The following is an 18,586-nucleotide window of genomic DNA, read 5'->3' as shown; positions in this document are numbered from 1 at the left end:
GCGGGCGCAAAAAAGCGGTGCGGATTAAAACTCTTTTTGCCCCGCTATCTTTGCATTGGCAGATAATTTATTGACAGAATCAGAAGTCTTTTTAACTGAGTACATTTTAAGGAACAGATCAATATGGCAGAATCTCTTACTTACGCGGATGCAGGCGTTGACATTGATAAGGCAAACAGGCTGATAGGCACAATTAAAGATATTGCAAAGCAGACAGCCGTATCCGGTGTTATTGGTGAAATCGGCGGTTTCGGAGGGCTTTTCTCCCCCAACCTCGCCAATATGGAAAGTCCCGTTCTCGTAAGCTCCACAGACGGTGTGGGAACCAAACTCAAAATCGCCTTTATGATGAACAAGCATAACACCATCGGCATTGATCTTGTTGCCATGAGTGTCAATGATATCGCGGTAATGGGAGCAAAGCCTCTTTTCTTTCTGGACTATCTTTCGACAGGAAAGCTGGACACCGGAATTGCCACGGACATCATCAAGGGAGTCGGTGAAGGATGCCGGGATGCCGGGTGTGCCCTGATCGGGGGTGAAACCGCTGAAATGCCGGGACTTTACAAAGAGAATGAATATGATCTGGCCGGATTTGTTGTGGGCATCGTGGATAACAACAAAATCATTGACGGCTCGGAAATCCGTGTGGGACACAGACTTATCGGCATTCCCTCGAGCGGGCTTCACAGTAACGGATTTTCGCTGGTACGGAAAATATGCTTTGATATCCTGAAATTAAAAATTGATACACACATACCGGAATTCGGGCAGACCATCGGTGAGGAACTGCTTACACCGACAAGAATATATACAGAAACAATTCGGCTCATTAAAAAAGACCTGCCGGTTCACGGGCTGGTCCATGTCACCGGCGGCGGCATCCCGGAAAATATCATTCGGATTATACCGGAAGCATGTAATGTCGTGATGTATAAAAACAGTTGGGAAATACCGCCTGTTTTTGATTTTCTTCAGAACGCGGGAAACGTATCTCACACAGAGATGATGCGCACATTTAACAATGGCATCGGTCTGATTGCTGTTGTGCCTGAAAAAGCAGCTTCGGATGTTCTGGAACGCCTCAGTGCCATGAATGAAAATCCTTCTGTCATCGGAGAGGTTGTGTCAGGGAAAACTTCGGATACACGGTTTAAATGGAGCTGACCATGAAAAATAAAACTGGTATGTCATTTTTTTTAAAACAAGACAATTTTTTCAAAAAAATAGTGAGATATTTTTCGAGACTCACTGAGTGGATTGCAAAGGGCCAGCAGGGAAAAACCCTTTGTAAGAGCTGAGTGCCCAAAAAAACAAACACCTGGAAGGTGTAGCGACAGATAAGAAGCATAGTTCTTTTAAAAAATCAGTTGGTAATTTATGTTAAAGGTCAGGGGATGAGACTGTTGGAAACTTCTGAGGTCTTACAATCCTGAGAAGGGGGAAATCTGTCTGATGCTGGCCGTTTTTTTTGTTGTCAATATGTTATATTTCTCTTTTATATCATTCTTTTTATGTCTTGCTTTTACACCCATTGTCCGACGTATTGCAATAAAAAAAGGCTGGATAGCATATCCCAGAAAGGAGCGGTGGCATAATAAACCCACCGCGATCACCGGCGGAATTGCCATATATCTGGGTATGGCCATTCCCCTTTTTTTTGTTGCGGATTTTACGACCATTCTGCCTCATGTCATAAGAACAGCGGGGCACAGCGGGGGACCCTCAATAGACGCTGTGATATGGATTGGCATGACCCTTCTTTTTATTCTGGGGCTGTTGGATGATTTCATTCATATCAAACCTCATACAAAACTGGTGGGACAAATACTGGTCGCCTCAATGGTCACTTTTCTGGGATTCAGGCTCCACTGGTTTACCTCCCTGACATCGGACACCATTGTCACCATCGTCTGGATCGTGGGAATCACCAATGCGTTTAACCTGATTGACAACATGGACGGGTTATGCGCGGGCGTGGGGGTAATTGCGGCGTTGTACCTTGTGCTGTTATTTACAGGAGACGTTCGAAATGTCCTTTCCCTTCCGGGCTGGGACTTTGGAATTCGGGAGAGCTGGGGCGCGGCCGCAACAGAAATTTCCATACGCGGTTTTGAAACAGAAAGCGGGCCGGATATCGCCGCATTTGTGGCCATGATCCTTGCCGGTTCGCTCACGGCCTTTCTGTTCTATAACTTCAACCCGGCTTCAATTTTTATGGGAGACTGCGGCAGCCTCATGATCGGCTTTATGCTTTCAATGCTGAGTCTTCACTATTCCGAAACAGGAACAGCCAGCAAATTATCATCTTACGCTGTCCCTGTCATGATACTGATGGTCCCGATTCTGGACACCACAATGGTTACATTCATACGGCTTTTAAGCGGTCGCAAGGCTTCGGTCGGGGGAAAAGACCATACCTCCCACCGGCTGGTTCTCATGGGATTCAGTGAAAAAGGAGCAGTGATCTCCTTATATGGAATTGGTGCCATATCAGGTGTGGCAGCTCTGTTTGTAAGCAGAAATGACTCATTAACATCACCGGCTGTGATTATTCCGCTGGCCCTTTCGATTCTTCTGATGGCAACTTATCTGGCTCAGATACGCGTCTATCCTGAAAAAGAATTTTCACTTTTACGGGGCCGCGCTTACACGCCCATACTCATTGACCTGACCTACAAACGGCAGATCATCCTGGTGATGCTTGATTTCTGTCTCATCGCGTTTGCGTATTATCTTTCCTATCGCCTCCGCTTTGATTCCAAAGAATTCCATGTTTATTTCAAAGTGTTTCTGCATTCACTCCCGGCCGTGATCGCGTGCAAATTTGTGGCGTTCTTTACCATGGGAATTTACAGAGGGATCTGGCGTTATATGAGTACAAATGATGTGTTCGTATATCTTAAAGCGTCTGTGGTCGCCACACTGTTGTCTGTTGTCACGGTCACGTTTATTTACCGGTTTGATGATTTTTCAAAAGGAATATTTGTGATAGACTGGCTTCTGACAACCGGCCTTATCCTCGGAAGCCGCGGGTCTTTTCGCATTTCCCTGGATACAATGAAACGCAAAACCCTTAAAGGTGAGCCTGTTCTGATCTATGGCGCAGGCCGGGGCGGTGAGATACTGGTGCGGGAGATATTAAATAACAAGAAACGGGAAATAAAACCTGTGGGCTTCATTGATGATGATCCGTTGAAATTCGGAAAAAAACTTCAGGGATATCCCATACTCGGCAGTTTTCAGGAAGCTGAACTGCTTGTTATAAAATACCGCGTCCGAGGGATGCTCATATCATTTAACAACAGAGATTCAAGAAATATTGACGCTGTTAAGGAATTTTGCAAAGCAAACGGCCTGTTTTTAAAATGGTTTTTCATTGATATTGAGGACGTTGATCTTCGGGACAGCCAGCATCAGCAGATCGAAAATTCCCCCTGACCGGAGTGCAAAAGGATATGAGTTACAAAGTGAGTTAGTTTATGACTGCCCCCACTTAAAATAGTAGCTGATTATAACGGATTTTGTGTCTGTTACGATGCTGTATGATATATGAAGCTTCGGGTTCCGAGTTTCGAATTTCAAAGGAGAAAAAATGACCCAGCAAATTGAATTATCATTAGATGTCCAGGGACGAATTCTGATTCCTCCTGAGATACAGAGGCGATTAGGACTGTTGCCGGGAATGACGCTGATTGTGGAAAAAGGAGAGGATAAAGATGTGCGATTATGCATCCAGCCTCAGAAAACAATACTGGTTGAGAAAAACGGCGTACTCATGGCCAGAGGCAAACCATTGACAGACCTGACAAATATCACCCAAGATGAACGTGATCATCACAAAAGCGAACGATTAGAGCGAGTTAATTTATGAAAATTCTGCCTGACACTTCAGTTTTGGTGGCAGCCATGGTTGAATCTCATCCCATCCATTCAAAAGCGCTTCCCTGGCTGGAAAAAGTGAAAAACAAAAATTATATCGGTGTTGTGGCGGCCCATTCCCTTGCTGAACTCTATGCAATTCTGACCACGCTGCCTATTCAGCCTCGTATTTCCCCGCCGGCGGCCCGGCAACTGATCCGATACAATATTCTTGATTCATTTGAGGTGGTGTCGCTGTCTGTCGAGGACTACGCGGCTATCATCGAACATTTGTCTGATTTGGGAATTGTCGGCGGCATGATTTATGACGCGGCATTGATTTTGCACACTGCTTTTAAAGTAAACATTGACAAGGTCGTGACCCTTAACAAAGAGAGTTTTCTCAGCGTATATCCCGACCTTGCCGGTAAAATTGTTTCTCCATAGGTTTTATTTATGCGTTACGAAGGCCCCATATATCGTCCTCCCAGCGAGGCAAACTCGCTTTTAATTCAGGCCACCGCGGGGTGTCCCCACAATCGCTGCACCTTCTGCATGATCTACAAAAACGGCCCCCGGTTTAAAATACGAAAAAACAAGGACATAAAGGAAGACATATCAGAAGCACGGGAAATTTACGGAGAATATGTCCGGACCCTGTTTTTTCCCGCGGGAAACACCATTGCCATGAAGACAGATGATCTCTGCGAAATTTGTTCTTTTGCAAGAAAGACCTTTCCGCATTTGGAGCGAATTACTGTTTATGGTTCTTCGCAGTTTATCCATAAAAAAGGGCTGGAAGATCTGAAACGTCTGGCCGAGGCCGGTCTTTCAAGGATTCATGTGGGGTTGGAATCCGGCGATGATGTGATACTGAAACGTATCAGAAAAGGGACACACAGCTTGCAGCAGACCGAGGCAGGAAAATGGATCATGGAAGCGGGCATGGAACTCAGCATGTATGTGATTCTGGGTATTGGTGGCAAAGACCGAACAGAGCCTCACGCGATTGAGACTGCAAAGGTATTGAATAATGTGGAACCTGATTTTATAAGGCTTCGCACCCTTGTTCCGAAAATCAACACACCGCTTTTAGAAGAAATTGAAAAAGGTGAATTTCAGCCGCTCGGTCCTCATGAGGTTTTAAAAGAAACCGGGCTGCTCATAGAAAACCTTGAAGCCCGTTCGTATCTGGCAAGCGATCATTACACGAACTATATTAATCTTGAGGGAAGACTTCCCCGGGAAAAAACGAAATTTCTTGAACAAATAAATATGTCGCTGAAAAGGGATGAATCCTCTTTCAGACCGTTTTTTATCGGAACCACATGAAAACAGGCGATATTCCGGTTCCGGAGGTGAATCATACAGCCATACGGATCAGTTCGGTAAATATGAGTCAGCATCCAAATTCAGAACACTTTGAAAGTGAAGCGGCTCGCCTGATATGGCATCTTCACAAGCGAACTCCGCAAAAAAAACGGGGAACCAGTTTCGAACCGGTTCCCCGAAAAAAATCACAACAAGCCTCTCTCTCCTTTGACATCAGTTTTAAGTGTCAAGTTTCAAAGTGAATGTCTCATCTCAGACGGATTTTTCAAAAAACGTTCCCCCTGTTTCTCACCATCTTCCATGAGATGTCGGATATACTTTGCGTTGCGGTTCAGCTTGGAGGAATAATCCAGGTTGTCCAGCAATTCCTGCGACATTTCTATGATGAAAATATCCACTGGCTTTAATTTGCGTTGCTCAACAAATTCTTTGGTAAATGCTCTTTTTTTCAGGAATTTATTTACCATATGAATATGTTTGAGGTCCTGAAACAGGGATTCATTGCCGATCATTTCATTACGGCGGTCAGCAATTTCTGCGGGGGTTCTGGGGACAGTCTTGCAGGTTTTAGGGTTGATCTGAATGACCCAGAGTTCGTCCGGTATGTGATTTTCTCCGACAAAATCCCGATCCAGCAGTTCATCTGTGGGCGGATTGTCGGAAAACAGGCCATCCCAGTAAGCGTCTTTTCCGATTTGCACCGCGGGAAAAATTGAAGGAACCGCAGCCGATGCCAGAATCGCTTCAACTTGAATTTCATCTATTTTCCGAGAATTGAATTTCTTGAACTCTCCGGAAAGCACATTGGCTGCTCCGAGCATCAGAACAGGGCTTGACGGCTTAACCAGGGTTTTCAGTTCCTTGAAATCTATGTACGATTCCAGCAATCCCTTAAAATCATAGAAATCTTTACGCGGAAGCATGGCCTCAGACGCGGAAAGCATTGTTTTGCTGAAAAACGAATCCGGGCTGATTTTCCATTCCGGTATCATTCCTTTGTCAATGAGTTGGACGGATTTAACCAGAGAATCGTTAAATGCTTCTTCCATGGGGTTCTGGGTGGAATTGTCTCTCCAAAAATTCGTCAGTCTCTGATCAACAGGCGTGGTGTCTCCGTTTTCGGCTTTTAGCAGGGAATACCATGACAGCGTGGCACACACGGCTCCGCCCGAAGTCCCGCTGAAACTGACAATATCTTTTTTTTTATGAACATCGTTCTTAAAAAATGATTTCAGAACACCCGCTGTGAATGCTGTCTGACTGCCGCCTCCCTGGCAGGCAATGGCAATTTTGTTTTTTTTCATAAAAAAACTCCTTATCAAAGTTTGATACAGACTAAAAAAAATTGTCCGGAGTGCCAAACTTACAGTTTGGCAGAAAGGCCCTGGCCCGGGGGGCATTGGAAAAATCGCAAAACTGTAAGTTTGGCACTCCGAAGCGACAGAAAATCTGATTGATGAGGCCGGACTCGCCACAGCAAAGCCGGACAGTTAGCTGTGGTTCCTTCTTAAAAGTTATATCAATTAAATTTTCTTGTAATTTCGGTCAGATTTGATCATTTCTATATTGATATTTGATAAAATACAATAGGGATTTTCCTGATTTTAGGGTCAGAATTACCTGATTTTTGAGTGAATTGTTTTTTTGGACCGGCGTAAGGTGAGACCTACAAAAATTTTCGATTTCTCCGGGTGGTTCAGAGATACGGAAGTGATGATTTCCGAAAAAAGGACTGACTGAGGCATTGAAGAATAAGATTACACGCCTGAATCGTCCCGCCCTGTCGGTTTTTCACATAGGTAAGGGCCGCCTCGCGTACTGCTTCATGCGGCGGAGACGATTCCATATTTTTTGTCAACATATCCGCGGCCGCTTTCCAGTCTCCTGCAACGTGAACAAGCCCTTGTTTTGAAATGTCATGACCGACCCAGGCAAAATTTTCCCAAAACGGACCGATCACAGGTATCACGCCGCATACCAGGGCTTCGAGAAAATTCTGTCCGCCCAGAGGCGCAAGGCTTCCGCCCACAAACGCTGCTTTTGAGAGTTCATAAGCCAGAGATAACTCGCCAAACATATCCCAGAGAATGGTTATCCCGTTAAAAGGAGATTTCTGAGTCTTATCTGTAAGTTCAGAGCGCAGGGTCCAGGGAATCTCCATTCGATCCAGAGCCGCTTTCCAGTGTTCTATCCTGTGCATATGCCTGGGAAACAGTCCGATCACTGCGTCAGGGTGTCTGCGGCGGATGCTGAGAATGATTTTTTCAATAAGGGGTTCTTCTTCCTGTCTGGTGGAACCGAGTACCAACAAAGGGGTGTCAGAAGGAAAAATTTTTTCAAGCGGATTTTTCAGGCAGGCGTCTGCCCTGTCAATTCGGTCAAATTTCATGTTCTGCATCACATCTGGCTGTTTTATGCCGAATAAAGTGCCAAATCGTCTGGCGTCGTTTTCAGAAATAGCAAGAATTTTATCCGGGCTCAGAGAATGCCAAAAAGACGGCCATAAGCAATATCTCTCCAGACTTCCGGGGCTGATTCTGCCATTTATGAGCAGGATTTCAGACCCATATTTTTTTAATGCTGAAAGGAGGCCGGGCCATAGCTCCGTTTCCAGCAGAACCATGATCCGGGGACGAACAAATCTGACTGCTTTTTCCATGATTGCGGGTTTATCAAAAGGAAAATAGGCAGCCCGGGCGCTCACCCCCCTGTCATTCGGGCTGATGTCATCAATGGCACGCGCCAGAATTTCCATTCCCTGGCGGGTGTTGGATGTCAGCAAAATTTTTATGGGGCAATCAGGTTTTAAGTTTTTAATGAGCAGCCATGCCAGATAGGATTCTCCCGCGGACGCGGCCTGTATCCAGATGTCCGCGCTTTCCGGCATATTTTCACGAAGGGTTCTTTGCTCAAAGCCCTCGGCAAGCCGCTGGTTTCGGCGAAGTATCGGCATAGCCAGATTCCAGCCCGCATTATAGAGCCAGAAAGCTGTTTTGACTGTTATGCTTTTTGACATAAATATCCTGTTTTCCTCTCAGACTTCCGGAGTGTCAAACTTACCGTTTGACAATGTTCTATGCTTTGCCAAACTGAAAGTTTGGCACTCCTTGTTCCTCTCAGACTTCCGGAGTGTCAAACTTACCGTTTGACAATGTTCTATGCTTTGCCAAACTGAAAGTTTGGCACTCCTTGTTCCTCTCAGACTTCCGGAGTGTCAAACTTACCGTTTGACAATGTTCTATGCTTTGCCAAACTGAAAGTTTGGCACTCCTTGTTCCTCTCAGACTTCCGGAGTGTCAAACTTACCGTTTGACAATGTTCTATGCTTTGCCAAACTGAAAGTTTGGCACTCCTTGTTCCTCTCAGACTTCCGGAGTGTCAAACTTACACCGTTTGACAATGTTCTATGCTTTGCCAAACTGAAAGTTTGGCACTCCTTGTTTCCAGTTTTTGCGGACGTCTGACATTTACAGATGACATACTTTCTCCTTTCCCTCGTCTATTTTATTTAATCCCTCCATTAAAAGCCACATAAAATCAGCTAGTTCAGGAGTATCCATGTCTTCTGGCGGCAGCCCGGGAACAAACTTAAATCGCCCGTCATCTTCCTTTAATATTTCAAAAAAGGCTTCCTGTCCTTGTTTTTCACCATATTTGGCGCGAATAAGCCCTCCTTCTCTGAAAGAGAAAGTCGCGGCACCTTTGGACATATGCTGTAATGTTAAAATACCTGTTTTCTGGTTCTGATTCAGGGTTTGAAACAATTCCGTAGGCGGCATTTCACAAAGCCTTCCCACCATTCCGGATGCATATTCTTCGGACCTTACAATATTTGTCTGGGCAAGTCTCCGGGCAAGCAGACGGGCAAAATACATCTGAAGAGAAGGAAATCGGTTTAATATTTTTCTGAAATCCTTACCATTAATATATAAAACCTTTGCATCGTCCACAACTTTTATTGTCGCGCCCACAGGATCACCACTGAGAAGGCTCATCTCACCAAAAACCTCCCCTTTTTCCAGAAAGGTGATGCTCAGTCCGTCATCACCTAATACTTCAACTTTTCCGGAGACAATGATGAAGAGATTGATACCGGGATCCCCTCTTTTGATTATGGGAATCCCCTTGGGAAATTTTTTAAGTTTCAGAGTGGAAACAATCTGTTTGATACTGCGCTTGTCAAGCGCCCTGAACATTGAAAAATTGCCCAGCAGATTTGCCGTGGCGCTGATTTCATAATCATCTCTTGTAATGGTTCCGGTGTCGGTAATTTTCTCGCCTTTTCTATACTCTAACCAGACGGATCCTGTGCAACCGCTACAGTCAAATTTTCCATAATCCTCATCTTTTCCGGATTCATTAAGACTCTCACATAATGTGAGAACTTCTTTTATATCTCCTACAAGTCTGATACAAGCAGATTTATCAAGGGGCAACGAAAGGGACAAACCTGACAGTTCAAATTCATCCCCCTCTTCATAAAGGGGGCAGTTCTTCTCCTCGATAATTCTAAAAATGACTTCAGAAATACGCATTCCATCACCTCTTTATTTTTTTTAATCTTTTCTGATTATAACGGATTTTGGGGGGGGGCGGCTCGTTTCGACAAGCTCAACGAGCGGTTCCGGGCGCTTCCGGGCGGTTTCCATTTACCCGCCCCGAGCTTGTACAAGGGGATCTTTCGGAGAATCCGGAACATACGTCTTTTTTTCCGTGTATTCCGCGGTTTTCCCGGGGCCTCCCCAAAATCCGTTATAATCAGAATCTTCTCTTCTCTTTCTGGGGCTGCTTCACTCTTTTGTCCATTTGAACAATATTGAACCGATTAGCATGAATATCACTGACATCATTGACAGTACCATGATTTGAAAACCAAGGTCCCCGATACTGGCACCTTCGTTCATAATCCGCCGCATTCCTTCTGTGACATGAATTAACGGAAAAAACTGGGAAAACGTGCGAACCCAGTCAGGAGTGCCTTCAAGTGAGAACCAGACTTCGGAAAGAAACATCATGGGCCAGGTGATCATGTTCAGAATACCGCTTGCAAATTCCTCGCTGCTGGCTCTTGCCGCGACCACAAGCCCCAGCGAAATAATGCTGACACTTCCGAGACTGAACAGCAGTATCAGATCAAAGTATGACCCCTGACAGTGGAAGTTGAACAGAAAGGCGCATCCCGCGTACACAATGACATTGGTGAAAAGAAGAAGAAACATTCTCGACACCACCTGTGCAGTAAGATATTCAAAAGACGTGAGCGGAGTGGCTTTAAATCGCTTCAGAGCGCCGGTTTTTCTGTAGCGGACGATGACATATCCCACACCGAACAGCCCGCTGAACATCATGTTCATGGCAAGAATCCCTGGAAAGAGCCAGTCTATATAATGAATCTGTCGCCCTTTCACACTTTCTCTGCTCACTTTGTCTGCCAGGTATCCGGGGTCATAAAGGGCCTTCAGAAGAAGACTTTCCGCCACGGTTCCCTTGGGTGAAGTCTCGCTGATCCAATAGCGGAGCGGATCCGAGCCTTGTTCCAAAACCAGGTCAAGCCTGTGATGTTTAAGCTTTTCAAAACCGATATCACGGTTCTGAAATTCGACAAACTTCAGAAGCGTTATATCTTTTAATATGTGGGGAAGCGGTTCATGAATCTTTTTGGGATTTTCCGACGGAATCACGCCGCATTTGTATTCGGTGTGTCCGTCCCGCTGAAACATGATGGCAAAGCCCGCTATGATAAGAAATGGGAACAAAAAATTCCATCCAAAAGCAGCACGGTCCCGGAAATATTCCTTATTACGCGCGATAAAAATGGAGCAAAAACGTTTTAGCATAATATTTTTCAGAGTTTCAGACTGTTTTGCAATAAAGGCTTCCTTCCGGAGTGCCAAAGTTGCACTTTGGCAATATTTCCGAGGCCCTGCCAAAGTTGCACTTTGGCACTCCGGACCGAACGAAATCTGCCAAAGTGCAACTTTGCCACTCCGGACCGAACGAAATCTGCCAAAGTGCAACTTTGGCACTCCGGACCGAACGAAATCTGAATGTGTCAGTGTTTTTCCTAACACCTGACACTTAACACCTGACACCTGACACTTAACACCTGACACCTAACACCTGACACCTAACACCTGACACCTAACACCTGACACCTAACACCTGACACTTAACACCTGACACCTAACACCTGACACTTAACACCTGACACTTAACACCTGACACTTAACACCTGACACTTAACACCTGACACTTAACACCTAACACCTAACAATACTTAACACCTAACACGTTCATAACTATTGCCGGAGCTGATGCCCCGTAAGTTCAAGAAAAAGGTCTTCAAGATTTTGAGAACGCACTGTCATATAAGACAGGTCGGTTCCGATATTTAAGAGCGCATTCACACATTCGTTGACGTTGTTTGTGCGAAATTCATAGCGTTTCTGTGTCTCAAACAACTTCCAGGCACCGCATTTGCCGCTCCCCTCGGGAAAAATTTCTTCCGGAGATTTGGGAAAGCTTTCCCTCGGAAGGCTGACAGTAACACCGGAACAATGCTTGTTCAGAAGATCATCCGGCGACCCTTTGGCAATAATTTTTCCCTTGTCAACAATGGCAATTTCATCGCAAAGGATATGGGCTTCTTCCATGTAGTGGGTGGTCAGCACAACCGTCTTTCCTCTTGTCTTGATTTTTTCAACGATTTCCCACACATGGCGTCTTGCCTGGGGATCAAGACCGGTTGTCGGCTCATCCAGGAAAACCAGTTCAGGATCATTCACCAGGGCCATGGCGAGCATCAGGCGCTGTTTTTGTCCCCCTGAAATTTTGTCATTGTAGCGGTCCAGAATATCCTCAAGCTGACAGAGACTGACAAGTTCTTCAAGGGGCATGGGATTTCGGTACAGATTATGAAAGGTTTCCAGTGTCTCACGCACGGACAGAAAAGACAAAAGGGATGTGGACTGAAACTGGATACCGACTTCTTCACGGAAATCAGATGTCGGGGGGGACCCCTTATAAAAAATTTCACCTGATGTGGGTGAAATGATGCCTTCAATAATTTCAATAGTGGTGGTTTTGCCTGCCCCGTTGGGTCCCAGAAGCCCAAAGCAGATTCCGGGCTGAATTGACAGATCAAGCCCGTCCACAGCTTTCACCCCGGGATAATGTTTTACCAAATTTCTGACTTCAAGTATGGTGTTCATGTTTCTGCCTTTAACATATTTTATTGCTGAATGCTACAAAATATATTATTCCTAATGATAATGGATTTTAGAAAGGTTCTGACATAGCTTATCATATATAACTTTTTGATTTTAATAATCTCTGTCATACCTGATTTCCAACAATCCCTGCTGTCTGATATTCGGATTGTTATTGGGTGATTCAGTATCTGTCGGCAGGCTGCTTTTTCTCCGAATCCATATAATCAGAATTATTTTTTATTGACAAATCTGTAAAGTTTTAAGTATATTTATTATATTAAAAATATATCAGTCTGAATATTGTTTAGTAAATTTAACTTTATTTATTAAATTATTGATAGTGTTTTAACCCATTATTCGGTTTAATAAAAATGGACTTCTATTAATTTTATATTAAACAATATTAATTATTTATGTAGCAATTTAACCTTTTTGCAGTTAGTGAATATGACTTTTTATTATTTAATATCATTATAATAACCGACGAATATTACAGCTTATCACCATAACATATTAATATTTAAAAATAAAGAAGTAGATGAATAATGAGTTCTAAAACTGGATATAAGCCATTATAACCATTTGAATCAATAAGATAACTATTAAAAGATATTCAGATTCAGAACATCACTGCCATACTTATCATTCGAGTTAATAGTGAAAAGTCGAAAGACAATTTTAATTTTTCAGATGATTGTGCTATCCGTAATTTTCATGGGAAGCATCGTGTTATTGCCGGGAGAACATATCGCCGCAAATATGTTCCAAGTAGATGGTGAATATCCGGATATTAAATGGAAACCAAGAAGTTACACAGTTAAACCAAACTCTGAACCCCGTTATATTGATTATGAAAATGGCAATGATAGTAATCCTGGTACCAAAAACAAGCCCTGGAAACATCATCCATGGGATAAAGCCGCTGAAAGAAACGTTGCTAATTGCAGAGGAATTCATACCTATTACTTCAAAAAAGGAGTGATATATAGAGGGGGTTTGACAGCTAAGGAATCAGGATTGCCTAATGATCCGATTCACCTCAGCATGGATCCGTCATGGGGAAAAGGAAAAGCAAGCATATATGGATCACTTCAAATAAAAGATGGCTGGAAACAATGTAATGACTCAGAATGTCTGGAAATACCATCTGTGGGGAGACATCAGACTTGGTATATTGACACAGACAAAAATTTTGTGCCTTGTATGCTATGGGAAATTCAGGGTGACAGAGTGATTCGAATCCCCATTGCCAGAACACCAGATTGGAAAATAGTTGATACTGATGATCCGAGGAGTGAATGGTGGGAATTGAGTGGCAGCATTCTTGAGGTCAGAATTTATCTTGACAAAGCTTACAAGTTTAGGGTGGGAGATCGGATTACCGGCACGGCTTGGAAGAATCTGGGGGAAGATAACAACAGCGTCACCGAAATTGGAAAAGACTATATCAAAATTGATGCATGGAACTGGAAAAAAGGAGAAATAAGGCAGGGATCATATATTACAAATGGAAAGATCAAAGCAAAGGTGCTTAAAGTATCCGTGTATGATGTGATTTTTCGACTAGCGGATATAAAACATCTCAGCCAGAATGATCCTGAATATTATGTCGGTGCGACGATCTGGTCGGAAAAGGAGTCAATGCCCAAACCAGATGCTGACAAAGTCATCGGATATGATCCCTCGGAGCATTCACTTCGGGTAAATTATCATCGCGAAATGAATACACCCAAAAAGTATGATCGTTACTATCTTGAGAATCTTCCGAAATTTTTGGATAGTGCGGGAGAATTTTATTACGCGGAAAAAGGGAATAAATCTGGAAGAGTTTTCATCCGACTTCCGGAAGACCGCAATCCTAATGTTTCAATTACAGAAGCTGCTAAAAAGTTTGTCCTAATCGATATAAAAAATAAAAGTAATATAACAATTTCAGGCATTGACTTGGGATTTTCAAACGCAATAAGCTGTGGTGCCAAAAAAGCTCGTCATTCTGTTTTATATGCATCTGCAATTCGGATAATTGGAAACTGCTCAAACATCAGAATATTTAATTCGGAAATCAGTAATGCACCGGCCGGGGTGGTTGCTTACCCGGAAAAAAAAGGAGATAGACTTGATTATATCGAAGTATCGGACAACTATATTCATGATATTGATGGTCCGGCAGTTGCTCTTTTAAATGGAAGAAGCCATTATCGTCTTAAAAAGACCGGGGCAAGACTTATCCATGTGAGTGTACTTAGAAACAGAGTAAAAAATGTGGGATACAGATCACTGAATCGCGGAGCAATTGGTTCTCATACCTTGCATGTTGAGGGCGGAGAACTGACTGAAGTTGCCGGAAATGTCGTTGATCGAAGCTGGGGAGCGGGCATACTTGTTTTTACCGGAAGTGACTATTCAAGAGGAGAAGTCGAACGTCCTCTGATGAGATCACTGATTCATCACAACAAAGTTACGAACAGCCTACTTGGAATTCAGGACTACGGCGGAATTGCATCCTGGATGGGCGGACCAAGCTATGTGTATTGTAACATTTCAGGAAATCCGGTTGGTTATAAACATGGGCATTACCGAAGAGCTGAAAAGAAAAACTGGTATCGAACAAACAGTTTCGGAATCGGAATTTACTTTGATGGTCAGTACAAAGGTTATGCCTTCAACAATATTCTATGGGGTAAGAACAATAATGTAACTGATCGTATCTACAATTCATGTGCGTTCAAGGAAGCCATGGGTTTTATGAATACTGTGTTTAACAATACCATGTATCGCTTTGGTGTCGGACTTCATAAGGGGATGACACAACACAACCGTTGCTATTACCTCGGTAATTTAGTGCTGGATATGGGACATAAATTCATTCAGCATGAGCCAAAACCAGAGATAATTGAATATAACAGCCTTGCTTATGCAAAAAATATTTTTCAAGGAGCCCCTTCCCATTTTGGCAAACTTGGAAAAATAGTTTTTCCTTCTTTGGATAAATGGAAAAGAAATCTCAAAGTAAATAGCGCCAGAGTGCCAGAAACGGGTAAAGTAGTCAAAGACACTCCGGTGATAAATGAAAGGGAGCATGATTTTCGTTTAAAGCCTGATTCTGTTGCAATTGACAGTGGTGCAAAGGTTTTTGTTCCTTGGAGTCTCTATGCTGTTGTGGGGGAATGGGGATTTTTTCACCATCCTGATAATCCAAAAATAATTCTGGGGGAAAATATAAACTGGAATGAGGAGTGGTTCCACAGATCTATGTATCAAGATATTCCCAGAAACGACTTAATAACGCATAACATCAGTCGCTCTGATTTTAAATCTGGAATTCTTGAAGATTGGATAAAAGGTGCGCTCTGCTTTAACGGTAAAAACCAATATTGTGACATCCCCGATGATTTTCTGAAAAAAGGATACAATTGGTCAAAGTTAAGATGTAAAGAAAGACGTCCATGTCAGGGTTACTACAATGGTAAAAAACGTGTCACTGTGGATATGGGAACGAATAATTTTCTTATTGAAGTGATCTTCCAAACCGATAAAGGACTTACCAGAGGCGGCATTGTTTGTAAGCGTGATGATAAGGGTTATATACTGGATATTGAAAAGAACGGAAGAATAAGACTGGGATTACATTTTGGCAGGTCCGAATGTTCCAGATCAAGTGCAGATAAGATTAACGATGGAAAATGGCATCATGTTGTTGCGGAAGCAGACAGAACAATATCCAAGGGAATAAATATTTATGTGGATGGCAAGCTTTCCAATGGATATTGGAAAGGGGTTATGGATAACAAGACATCTTTATCCAATACGACAAACTTCACTGTAGGAAAAACTACGGGATCAGAAGAAAAATTTTTCAAAGGTGCTATTGATTTTCTCCGTATATCACGAGGAACGCTTGAAAATGCAGAGACAACTATTGACGAATTGTACAACTGGGAATTTAATGGCCCATTTCTTAAAGATTTTTATGGACGCCCCATAATGGGAAAATGTCGAGATGCAGGGGCGCTTGAATATGCAGAGGGCGTTGAGAACGCTTTCTAAACTCTATCTTTTCGAATTCTTTTCAATTATACAAGAAGGGAAAAATATCGTTGATAAAAACTATTATTCACAATCAATATAAAAAATATAAAACCAAGTTGTGGTTGAAATTAGGGTATGGTGTTTCTTCCCCAGATGGATATTGGGAAAATACCTATAGACAAGGAAAATGGAGTTACCTGAAATATCTGGATCAATTGGGGCGTTTCAGCATCATGGCAGGATATGTACATCGCTTAAAACCAGGAGGAACCTTATTAGAAGTCGGATGTGGGGAAGGATTGCTGACCGAATCGCTCAATAAGGATAACTATTTTAAATATATTGGTATTGATATTTCAAAAGAAGCAATTCAAAAAGCATACAGCAGGGCGGATGAAAAAACGATTTTTCTAAATACTGAGGGGGCAGAGTTTGTTACAAAAGAACGTTTTGACGCAATTTTGATCATAGAAACATTATATTATTTTAATAATCCCTTACAAATACTGCAATATTACGAAAAATTTCTTAATGATGATGGCTTGTTTATAATTTCAATGTACAGGCATGGAAAAAGACCTTTAGGAATTTGGAAAAAGGTGGAATCTGTTTACAAAGTGTTTGATTCGACAGTTATAATAAATAAAAAAAAGCATATATTCGATTGTAAAGTTCTCATAACACATTAATACCACCATAAAACAAATCCGATATGGCTCTTTGGTAATCCGCGTTAAAGATAGCATATCCTTTAATAACAGAATATTATGAATTCGTCCGGCATAGATGCCGACATTTTGCATAATATGTAAATTCAGTATGTTACGTCAAATATGCTTTTTGCATTTTTAATGCGGAAGATTTTTTGCGCATTTTTAAATGCTGTAAAATATGATATCATTCTGTTTTAATTTAATAAAAGCTTTAACACGAATTACCAGAGAGCCAAAAAACTGATTATAACGGATTCAGGGGAGGCTGCCACGACATATTTGCATGCTGCAAACATGCCGCCCCCGCGGGGCTTCAATGCCACAAAGACACGAAGACACAAAGAAGCACAGAGAGCCTTCGTGAGACTTCGCGCCTTCGTGCCTTTGTGGCATTATTGCAGGTCGCACATCGCGCCGCTTTTCCCCTGAATGACATCCGGGGAGGACGGCGTCCTGTGACATGATAGTTTCAGCATACCGCGCCCTCCCCTGAATCCGTTATAATCAGAAAAAAAACAATTGAAGAAAAAAATGTATCATAAAATTGGACAAATAAAGAAAAATATAGTTTCACGTATAAAAAAAGATGTCAGGTATTGTAATACTCCTATTACCTCAAAGCAACCACCTGTCTTTGCTATTGGTACAGGGAGATGTGGTACTCACTTTATAGCCAGATTAATGGAAGAAGACCACATGATAGCATCTTTTCACACGGATACCGTAGGGGGAATGATTGGCGACAGTTTTCTTCAATATTGCCTGTGGAACAGACTGCCTATTGATCTATATGGTTTTTTAGCAAAACGACAGGAATTAACCAACTCCTCAACATCATTAAAAAAAGTATATTTTGAAGCTAATCCTTATTTATCATTAGCTATACCTATCCTCTATGACCAATTTAAAGCAAAATTTATTTTTATGATTCGTAACCCTCGAGACACCGTGAAATCACATTATAATAAGGGATGGTACAGGGTTGCTCCACTTAAAGAAAATTTAGATTTAAGTTTGGGATACCAATATCATCATGATGCCCCTAATAAATTTTTTGGACGTATTGTCCCACATAGGCAAGAATTTTCTCGCTGGCTGAGTTTAACTCAGATTGGAAAAATTGCCTGGATGTGGAATACTATAAATTTGGAAATAAAGAACAAGCTGAACCAAATCCCTCAAGAACAATATATGATAGTAAAATTGGAACAGATTGATTATAATATGTATTCAAGTCTTCATTCTTTTATTGGCGGTCTTTTACCTTTTTCTAAAAAAAAATTTGAAAAAATTAAAAAAGTTAAACCTGGTAAGGGGAAGAAACGAAGTTATACTTGGAATAAACAAGAGGAAAATGAATTTATTTCAGAAACACAAAAAGCAAGAGATTTTTTTAAATATTAAACAAATTAAGATAACGCATTGTAATTTAAATGAAAT

13 protein-coding genes are annotated in these 18,586 nt (G+C 42.3%); 8 read left to right on the top strand and 5 right to left on the bottom strand.

Annotated elements, in window-relative coordinates:
* The first annotated feature begins 123 nt into the window (after positions 1-123).
* The 5 genes from purM (at position 124) to dnm_RS18660 (ending at position 5,193) form a co-directional block, all read left to right on the top strand.
* On the top strand, positions 124-1,167 hold the full coding sequence (gene purM, locus dnm_RS18680) for a phosphoribosylformylglycinamidine cyclo-ligase (RefSeq protein WP_207678422.1): 1,044 nt from the start codon (positions 124-126) through the stop codon (positions 1,165-1,167).
* A 288-nt stretch (positions 1,168-1,455) separates the two neighbouring features.
* Positions 1,456-3,441, top strand: coding sequence for a glycosyl transferase (locus tag dnm_RS18675; protein WP_207678421.1), 1,986 nt, complete (start codon positions 1,456-1,458; stop codon positions 3,439-3,441).
* A gap of 154 nt (positions 3,442-3,595) precedes the next feature.
* Positions 3,596-3,874, top strand: coding sequence for a hypothetical protein (locus dnm_RS18670; protein WP_207678420.1), 279 nt, complete (start codon positions 3,596-3,598; stop codon positions 3,872-3,874).
* Positions 3,871-4,308: a PIN domain-containing protein gene (locus dnm_RS18665; RefSeq protein ID WP_207678419.1), complete on the top strand. Its 438-nt coding sequence runs from the start codon at positions 3,871-3,873 to the stop codon at positions 4,306-4,308. The genes dnm_RS18670 and dnm_RS18665 overlap by 4 nt, the downstream gene beginning before the upstream one ends.
* 9 nt (positions 4,309-4,317) lie before the next feature.
* Positions 4,318-5,193, top strand: coding sequence for a radical SAM protein (locus dnm_RS18660; protein ID WP_207678418.1), 876 nt, complete (start codon positions 4,318-4,320; stop codon positions 5,191-5,193).
* Positions 5,194-5,426: 233 nt separating this feature from the next.
* Here the strand turns inward: dnm_RS18660 and dnm_RS18655 are convergent, their stop codons facing one another.
* The 5 genes from dnm_RS18655 to dnm_RS18635 all read right to left on the bottom strand — a co-directional run bounded on the left by dnm_RS18655 (position 5,427) and on the right by dnm_RS18635 (position 12,404).
* Positions 5,427-6,497, bottom strand: coding sequence for a patatin-like phospholipase family protein (locus tag dnm_RS18655; protein ID WP_207678417.1), 1,071 nt, complete (start codon positions 6,495-6,497; stop codon positions 5,427-5,429).
* A 392-nt stretch (positions 6,498-6,889) separates the two neighbouring features.
* Positions 6,890-8,209, bottom strand: a complete 1,320-nt coding sequence (locus dnm_RS18650) for a 3-deoxy-D-manno-octulosonic acid transferase (RefSeq protein WP_207678416.1) — start codon at positions 8,207-8,209, stop codon at positions 6,890-6,892.
* 451 nt (positions 8,210-8,660) lie between these two features.
* Complete coding sequence (locus dnm_RS18645; protein WP_207678415.1) at positions 8,661-9,728, bottom strand: cyclic nucleotide-binding domain-containing protein; 1,068 nt, start codon at positions 9,726-9,728, stop codon at positions 8,661-8,663.
* A gap of 255 nt (positions 9,729-9,983) precedes the next feature.
* Positions 9,984-11,030 (bottom strand): ABC transporter permease, encoded by a 1,047-nt coding sequence (locus dnm_RS18640; protein WP_207678414.1) that lies wholly within the window; start codon positions 11,028-11,030, stop codon positions 9,984-9,986.
* Positions 11,031-11,492: 462 nt separating this feature from the next.
* Positions 11,493-12,404 (bottom strand): ABC transporter ATP-binding protein, encoded by a 912-nt coding sequence (locus tag dnm_RS18635; RefSeq protein WP_207678413.1) that lies wholly within the window; start codon positions 12,402-12,404, stop codon positions 11,493-11,495.
* A gap of 1,017 nt (positions 12,405-13,421) precedes the next feature.
* Here dnm_RS18635 and dnm_RS18630 point away from each other — a divergent pair.
* From dnm_RS18630 to dnm_RS18620, 3 genes are all read left to right on the top strand, one after another.
* Entirely contained in the window at positions 13,422-16,451 is a 3,030-nt protein-coding gene (locus dnm_RS18630) for a LamG-like jellyroll fold domain-containing protein (protein ID WP_207678412.1), read from the top strand.
* Between the two features lie 50 nt (positions 16,452-16,501).
* Entirely contained in the window at positions 16,502-17,122 is a 621-nt protein-coding gene (locus tag dnm_RS18625; RefSeq protein WP_207678411.1) for a class I SAM-dependent methyltransferase, read from the top strand.
* A 543-nt stretch (positions 17,123-17,665) separates the two neighbouring features.
* On the top strand, positions 17,666-18,550 hold the full coding sequence (locus tag dnm_RS18620) for a hypothetical protein (RefSeq protein WP_207678410.1): 885 nt from the start codon (positions 17,666-17,668) through the stop codon (positions 18,548-18,550).
* The last annotated feature ends 36 nt before the right edge of the window (positions 18,551-18,586 follow it).

Origin of the sequence: Desulfonema magnum, assembly GCF_017377395.1 — a bacterium.
Classification (GTDB): Bacteria; Desulfobacterota; Desulfobacteria; order Desulfobacterales; family 4be13; genus Desulfonema_C; species Desulfonema_C magnum.
Note: the sequence above shows the minus strand (reverse complement) of the source record. Positions and strands in the feature narration are given on the sequence as shown.